The sequence below is a fragment of the Parabacteroides acidifaciens genome (genome assembly GCF_003363715.1).
GTDB classification, from domain to species: Bacteria; Bacteroidota; Bacteroidia; order Bacteroidales; family Tannerellaceae; genus Parabacteroides; species Parabacteroides acidifaciens.
Window position 1 is genome coordinate 103,335 of record NZ_QREV01000011.1, and the last position, 6,259, is coordinate 109,593.

Genomic DNA, 6,259 nt, shown 5'->3' on the forward strand with positions numbered 1-6,259 from the left:
GTATGGCATCAATATTCAGCAGAATTGTGGCAGGCGAGATTCCCTGCCATAAGGTAGCGGAAGACGAAGAGTTTTTCGCCTTCCTGGACATCAATCCGGTGGCTACGGGCCATACGCTGGTGATCCCGAAGAAAGAGGTCGATTATATTTTTGACATAGATGATCCTATGCTCGGGCGTATGATGGCATTTGCTAAACGTGTGGCTCGTGCACAAGAAGCGGCTATCCCCTGCAAACGGGTCGGTTTGGCTGTGATGGGATTGGAAGTGCCTCATGCGCATATTCACTTAATTCCGATTCAAAAAGAGTCTGATATGTATTTTGGCGGAAAGAAAATGGAGGTTACGCAGGACGTGCTCGCAGACACCGCCACACGGATAAGAAATGCCTTTAAATAAATAGGACGAAGTCTTTTACAATAGAAAACTTTATGTATATTTGTGACCGCTTCTCCCTCATAATGACAATATTGTGAAGGAGGAAGCGGTTTTTTTATAAAGATTCATTAGTGGTTTTTACTCATAAATTTGTTAACCTTAGAAGAAAGGCCATCCTTGTGAAAGGACGGCCTTCTTTTTTTAAACACACAATCATTCTTCTATTCAACTTGGGTTATGGAACCACTTCCGACAATACTTTTCCCTCTTATGTTCGGGCTACCTTTGTATCGGATCTCTCCACTTCCGGCTATTTTAGCGGAAATTTCCTTATTGGCTGTTATCTCTATCTCGCAACTTCCGGCTGTTTTACAAGTCAAGTTGTCTGTCTGTAAGTCGAACGCCTTGATTCTGCAACTTCCGGCACTTTTTATGTCCATATTCTCAGCTTCTCCACTTAGGCTGATTTTCCCGCTCCCGGCGATTTCACATTTCAAACGGTTGACGGTGATGGAATCTGCCTTAATGGTTCCGCCTCCGGCTAAACTAATTCCTAACCGGTCGTTAGTGAGACCTTTACCCAGATTACATTTGCCTCCGCCTGCCATCTTGATATCCCTTAAGGCGGTTGAGTTAGTTGTTACGACAAACCGGGTAGGGTTGATCCATGTATGTTTTTTTCTGGGGCGTATAACTAATACATTGTCGTCCACCTCTGCTTTCAGAATGTCCATGATGTTCCGGTCCGTTTCTATTTTTAGATAGGGAGCGTCATTGGATTGTATATAAGTGAGATCAATATTCTCTCCTCCGATGTGAAGTCCTATATAGTCCTTGATCGAAATCTCCTGGCTCACGATGTTACCGTCCCCATGAACCTTGTTCATATGGCAAGAGCATAAAAGTCCCGCCATTGCGATATAGGTTACTATGTATATGATGAATAAATATGCTTTTTTCATATCAGTTGTTTTATTAGATGTTGAAGAAATTGTACCAAGGTAATGTGCTCCATCCGTTTATTCCGGTCTGATAGAAATAAATGACACTAAGTGCAACAGATATTATCCACAGGATCAGAAGCGTCCATTTAGCTGTGTTAGGCAATGGCTTTGCTTTGAACAATTGCATACAGATTGCATATACCAAAGCAAAGATTGGAATGCCAATGAGTAAGATGAATCCGATGCACCCCATGATTGCCAATGGAATAGGCGTCCCTGCCAGCAGGTCGGCCCCGAACGGAGAGAGGTGGTAAAGAACACCGGTTCCTCCCGCAATAAGAGCAAATGTAACGATTACCAGTATAAAGGCAACAAGTAACAAAGGCGGTAAGAGGATAATTCCGATCAATATGGCGAAGAATTTAAGGATAAAGCCGACTACATTGACAAACAGGTCTGCCAATTGTTGCAAAAAGCTTCTTGGCTTGTCCGAACTCATATAATCGTTCACATTACTGGATACTTTCTCAAATCCGTCGGTCACTGTTTTGCCTATATTTTCGAGAGTCACGCTTTTCCCGCGCATCATCAGTTTATCGGCTGCGGTCCGTGCAAGCGGCATCACCAACCATAATATAAGGTAGAGGATGACAATCGGTGCATATGGGATAAAGAGCAAGACGATCATAATCAGACGTATGGCTGTTATATCCCAACCCATATAAGCTGCAATACCGCTGGCGACCCCGCCCAATACACGGTTGTCCGGGTCACGCATCAGTTTTTTTCTTCCTCCGGTTGTTTCTTCTTCCTGGAAGGTGTGTGCTTTGGACTCTTCCCGGACGTATTCCTTTTCGTCCTCGCCGCCAAACAGCTCTTCCGGTTTCCCCATGCGCTTGATTACTTCCTCGACGTGTTCGATTGTGATGACTTCATGCCCCAAACGTACCCGTTCGTTGAATAATTCGGATATGCGCATTTCAAAATCGTTCATAATCTCTTCCGATCCTTCTTCTTTGCGGAAATGGATGCGGAGGTTTGCCAGATATTTATCGAGCAGTTGATATGCATCTTCGTCAATGTGGAATACTGTTCCTCCCAAATTAACTGTAAGTGTCTTCTTCATTGTTGTCTGATTTTAATTATTTCTGATGTGGTTTATTGTGTCGTTCAATTCCTGCCACGAAATTTCCAGTTCTCCGAGGAATTCTTCCCCTTTCGGTGTGAGCTGGTAATATTTGCGAGGCGGCCCTTGAGTAGATTCTATCCACTGGTAACTTAACAATTCGCTGTTTTTTAATCTCGTCAACAGGGGATATAGAGTACCTTCCACTACAATCAATTTAGCTTCCTGTAACTTCTGGATAATGTCAGAGGTGTACGCCGGCTCTTTTTTGAGGAGCAATAGAATACAGTATTCCAGTGTTCCCTTTCTCATTTGTGATTTTACGTTCTCTGCATTCATGTTATATTGTTTTATGTTGCAAATATATGTATTGCCTATGTACTATGCAATACATACTACTATGTTTATCCTAATTTAACATTGCTATTGCACAAATCAGGCGATTTTGTGTAAAAAACAGCCCTCTCTCATAGTAAATAGAACAGAAAAGAGTACTTTTGCAGCATCAAATCAAAACAAAGAATCATGATTTACTACCACTATGCCGAGTTGATCCATCGTCAAGCGGAGAAATATGGTTCCCGTACAGCATTAAAACATCGTGATAATGCGACCGGGAAATGGTTGAAAATATCTTGGAGGGAGTTTTCAGACAAAGTAATGCTTACGGCCAAGGCCATGGCTGAGTTTGGAATAGAAGTACAGGAAAACATCGGGGTTTATTCGCAGAATATGCCGCAATGCTTATACACTGATTTTGGCGCCTATGCGAACCGGGTGGTTTCGATCCCAATGTATGCGACAAATTCTCCGGGACAAATCGAATACATAATTAATGATGCCGGCATACACACTCTGTTTGTCGGTGAACAGTTGCAGTATAACAATGCATTTAAGGTGCAAAAAGACTCGCAATTCCTGAAGCGTCTGATCATATTTGATCCCGCTGTCAAATTGAATCCGGAGGACAAGACTTCCATTTATTTTGATGATTTCCTGCGGTTGGGTGACAATGCACATGTCGAAACAACTGTGAAAATCCGTATGAACGAGGCTGTTCCGGAGGACTTGGCAACTATTATATATACTTCCGGTACGACCGGAGAGTCGAAAGGCGTCATGCTCCATCATTCCAATTACCTGGAAGCGATGCGTATTCACGATATCCGTCTGCCGATGGTTACGGACAAGGATCTTTCGATGTGCTTCCTTCCGTTGACTCATATTTTCGAGAAAGCGTGGTCTTACTATTGCCTGCATAAAGGGGTGGCGATTGCCATTAACCAGGACCCGAAGATGATTCAAAAGACATTGCCGGAGGTGCATCCTACATTGATGTGTAATGTTCCCCGCTTTTGGGAGAAAGTATATGCCGGTGTGCATGACAAGATCAATTCGTCTTCTCCGGCCATGAAAAAGATTTTCCTGGATGCTATCGAGACAGGACGCCGGTATAATCTGGAATATAAGAATAAAGGCATTCCGGCTCCTTGCGGATTAAAGTTGAAGTTTGAGTTTTATAACCGGACAGTCTTTATGCTTCTGAAAAAGGTCTTGGGTATCGAACGTGGGCGCCTTTTCCCGGTGGCGGGTGCACCTCTTTCTGATACGATCAATGAATTTCTGCAATCGGTCAATATCCCGATTGCTTACGGTTATGGATTGAGCGAGACAACGGCGACCGTTTGCTTCTATCCGGAGATCGGATTCCAGTTCGGCTCTATCGGCGAGGTAATGCCGGATGTACAGGTGAGGATCGATCCGGAGAACAGTGAGATTTTAGTAAAAGGCAAGACGGTGATGTCCGGCTACTATAATAAACCGGCTGAAAATAAAAAAGCATTTACCGAAGATGGTTTCTTCCGTACCGGAGATGCCGGACGGTTAGAAGGAAATACGCTGTTCTTTACGGAACGTATCAAGGACTTATATAAGACCTCAAACGGTAAATACATTGCTCCGCAGGCAATCGAGATGGCGATGAGCGGAGATAACTTTATCGAGCAGATTGCCGTTATCGGCGACCAGCGCAAGTTTGTCAGCGCTTTGATCGTGCCGGCCTATTCATTGCTGGAAGAGTATGCCGGGGAGAAGGGGCTAACCTTTAATAGCCGTGAAGAGCTGGTAAACCATAAAGAAATTCTCCGTCTGATAGAGACGCATGTGGAGGAACATCAGAAGAACTTAGCCTCCTACGAGAAGATCAAGCGGTTCACCTTGTTGCCTGAACCGTTTATGATGGGCTGCGAGCTGACGGATACGCTTAAATTGCGCCGTCCGGTTGTCCTGCAGAAATATGCGGAACAGATCGAAGCGATGTATGCGGAATAATTTAGTATCTTTGTCGCCAATTACAAAATAAAGGATAAAAGATTATGATCACATCAGACCAACTACACAACGTGTTGGAGCGCGAGCAAGCGCTGAGGGGGTATCTTTGACATAGATGGTAAGACCATCCAGTTAGAAGAAGAAGAATTACGCACCCATGACCCCGGTTTCTGGGAAGACGCCAAACGTGCCGAAGTCCAGATGAAGAAAGTAAAAGAGCTGAAAAAGTGGATTGAGCTTTACAACGAGGTTAATGCTGCAGCGGAAGAGTTGCAGTTGGCTTATGATTATGTAAAAGAAGGGATTGTCAGCGAAGAAGAGGTCGATGAGGCCTACAGCAAAGCAATCCAGTTGGTGGAAAGCCTGGAATTTCGCAATATGTTGCGCCAGGAAGCCGACCAGATGAGCTGCGTTTTGAAGATCAACTCCGGTGCCGGCGGTACGGAAAGCCAGGACTGGGCTTCGATGTTGCTTCGTATGTACACACGCTGGGCGGAGTCGAACGGCTATAAGATTTCTGTTGCCAACTATCAGGAAGGGGATGAAGCCGGAATCAAAACGGCAACTCTCAATATCGAAGGCGATTATGCTTACGGGTACTTGAAAGGGGAGAACGGCGTGCACCGTCTGGTTCGTGTTTCTCCTTATAACGCGCAGGGTAAGCGAATGACCTCGTTTGCATCTGTATTCGTAACCCCGTTGGTCGACGACACGATTGAAGTGAAGATCGATCAGGCTGCTATCTCTTGGGATACATTCCGTTCGGGTGGTGCCGGTGGCCAGAACGTCAACAAGGTGGAATCCGGTGTACGTCTGCGTTATCAGTTCAAAGACCCCTATACGGGCGAAGAAGAAGAGATTCTGATCGAGAACACAGAGACGCGCGATCAGCCTAAGAACCGCGAGAATGCCATGCGACAGTTGCGTTCAATCTTGTATGACAAAGAATTGCAGCACCGCATGGAAGAGCAGGCGAAGGTGGAAGCCGGCAAGAAGAAGATCGAATGGGGATCGCAGATCCGCAGTTATGTCTTCGACGACCGCCGCGTGAAAGACCATCGTACCAACTACCAGACATCCGATGTCAACGGTGTGATGGATGGTAAAATCGACGATTTCATCAAGGCTTACCTGATGGAATTCGGCGCTGAAGAAGCTGCTGAAAAGTAAGTTTTCCCCGTTAACACTTGCATATCTCGATTATAAGTCGTAATATTGCACCCGATTTCAGAGCACCGCTCTGAACAGGTCCTATAGCTCAGTTGGTTAGAGCACCTGACTCATAATCAGGGAGTCCTTGGTTCAAGCCCAAGTGGGACCACGTTGAAAAACTAAGCAATTACATAATTTGTAATTGCTTTTTTTGTTTACAGAGTGTTTCACGCGTTCAGCGGATTTTTAGGTTCACCCGATATTTCTTGGGGGTAGTTCTTTTACATTTTCCTTACAATGCTTACATTTGTCTCATGACAGATCCGACA

General features: G+C 44.8%; 6 protein-coding genes and 1 tRNA gene. 4 read left to right on the forward strand and 3 right to left on the reverse strand.

Going from position 1 to position 6,259, the window contains the following annotated elements; all coding sequences use genetic code 11:
- Positions 1-2: 2 nt before the first annotated feature.
- Positions 3-398, forward strand: a complete 396-nt coding sequence (locus DWU89_RS07000; protein WP_115498925.1) for an HIT family protein — start codon at positions 3-5, stop codon at positions 396-398.
- Positions 399-598: 200 nt separating this feature from the next.
- Here DWU89_RS07000 and DWU89_RS07010 read toward each other — a convergent pair whose 3' ends face one another.
- From DWU89_RS07010 to DWU89_RS07020, 3 genes are read right to left on the reverse strand one after another with little or no spacing between them, the layout of a single operon-like run.
- Positions 599-1,339, reverse strand: a complete 741-nt coding sequence (locus DWU89_RS07010; RefSeq protein ID WP_115498926.1) for a head GIN domain-containing protein — start codon at positions 1,337-1,339, stop codon at positions 599-601.
- A gap of 13 nt (positions 1,340-1,352) precedes the next feature.
- Positions 1,353-2,447, reverse strand: a complete 1,095-nt coding sequence (locus tag DWU89_RS07015) for a PspC domain-containing protein (RefSeq protein WP_115498927.1) — start codon at positions 2,445-2,447, stop codon at positions 1,353-1,355.
- Between the two features lie 12 nt (positions 2,448-2,459).
- Positions 2,460-2,786 (reverse strand): PadR family transcriptional regulator, encoded by a 327-nt coding sequence (locus DWU89_RS07020; protein ID WP_115498928.1) that lies wholly within the window; start codon positions 2,784-2,786, stop codon positions 2,460-2,462.
- A 186-nt stretch (positions 2,787-2,972) separates the two neighbouring features.
- Here DWU89_RS07020 and DWU89_RS07025 point away from each other — a divergent pair, with 186 nt between their 5' ends.
- The 3 genes from DWU89_RS07025 to DWU89_RS07035 all read left to right on the forward strand — a co-directional run bounded on the left by DWU89_RS07025 (position 2,973) and on the right by DWU89_RS07035 (position 6,099).
- Entirely contained in the window at positions 2,973-4,778 is a 1,806-nt protein-coding gene (locus tag DWU89_RS07025; RefSeq protein ID WP_115498929.1) for an AMP-dependent synthetase/ligase, read from the forward strand.
- A 44-nt stretch (positions 4,779-4,822) separates the two neighbouring features.
- A protein-coding gene (gene prfB, locus DWU89_RS07030; RefSeq protein WP_115498930.1) for a peptide chain release factor 2 occupies positions 4,823-5,948 on the forward strand; the annotation gives its coding sequence in 2 pieces (ribosomal slippage) (positions 4,823-4,885 and positions 4,887-5,948; 1,125 coding nt in all).
- A 77-nt stretch (positions 5,949-6,025) separates the two neighbouring features.
- Positions 6,026-6,099, forward strand: a tRNA-Ile gene (locus tag DWU89_RS07035).
- Positions 6,100-6,259: the final 160 nt, after the last annotated feature.

What these genes read in the sequence shown, in the direction of transcription:
- DWU89_RS07000 (WP_115498925.1), top strand. Translation starts at nt 3, where the DNA reads ATGGCATCAATATTCAGCAGAATTGTGGCAGGCGAGATTCCCTGCCAT.
- DWU89_RS07010 (WP_115498926.1), bottom strand. Translation starts at nt 1,339, where the DNA reads ATGAAAAAAGCATATTTATTCATCATATACATAGTAACCTATATCGCA.
- DWU89_RS07015 (WP_115498927.1), bottom strand. Translation starts at nt 2,447, where the DNA reads ATGAAGAAGACACTTACAGTTAATTTGGGAGGAACAGTATTCCACATT.
- DWU89_RS07020 (WP_115498928.1), bottom strand. Translation starts at nt 2,786, where the DNA reads ATGAATGCAGAGAACGTAAAATCACAAATGAGAAAGGGAACACTGGAA.
- DWU89_RS07025 (WP_115498929.1), top strand. Translation starts at nt 2,973, where the DNA reads ATGATTTACTACCACTATGCCGAGTTGATCCATCGTCAAGCGGAGAAA.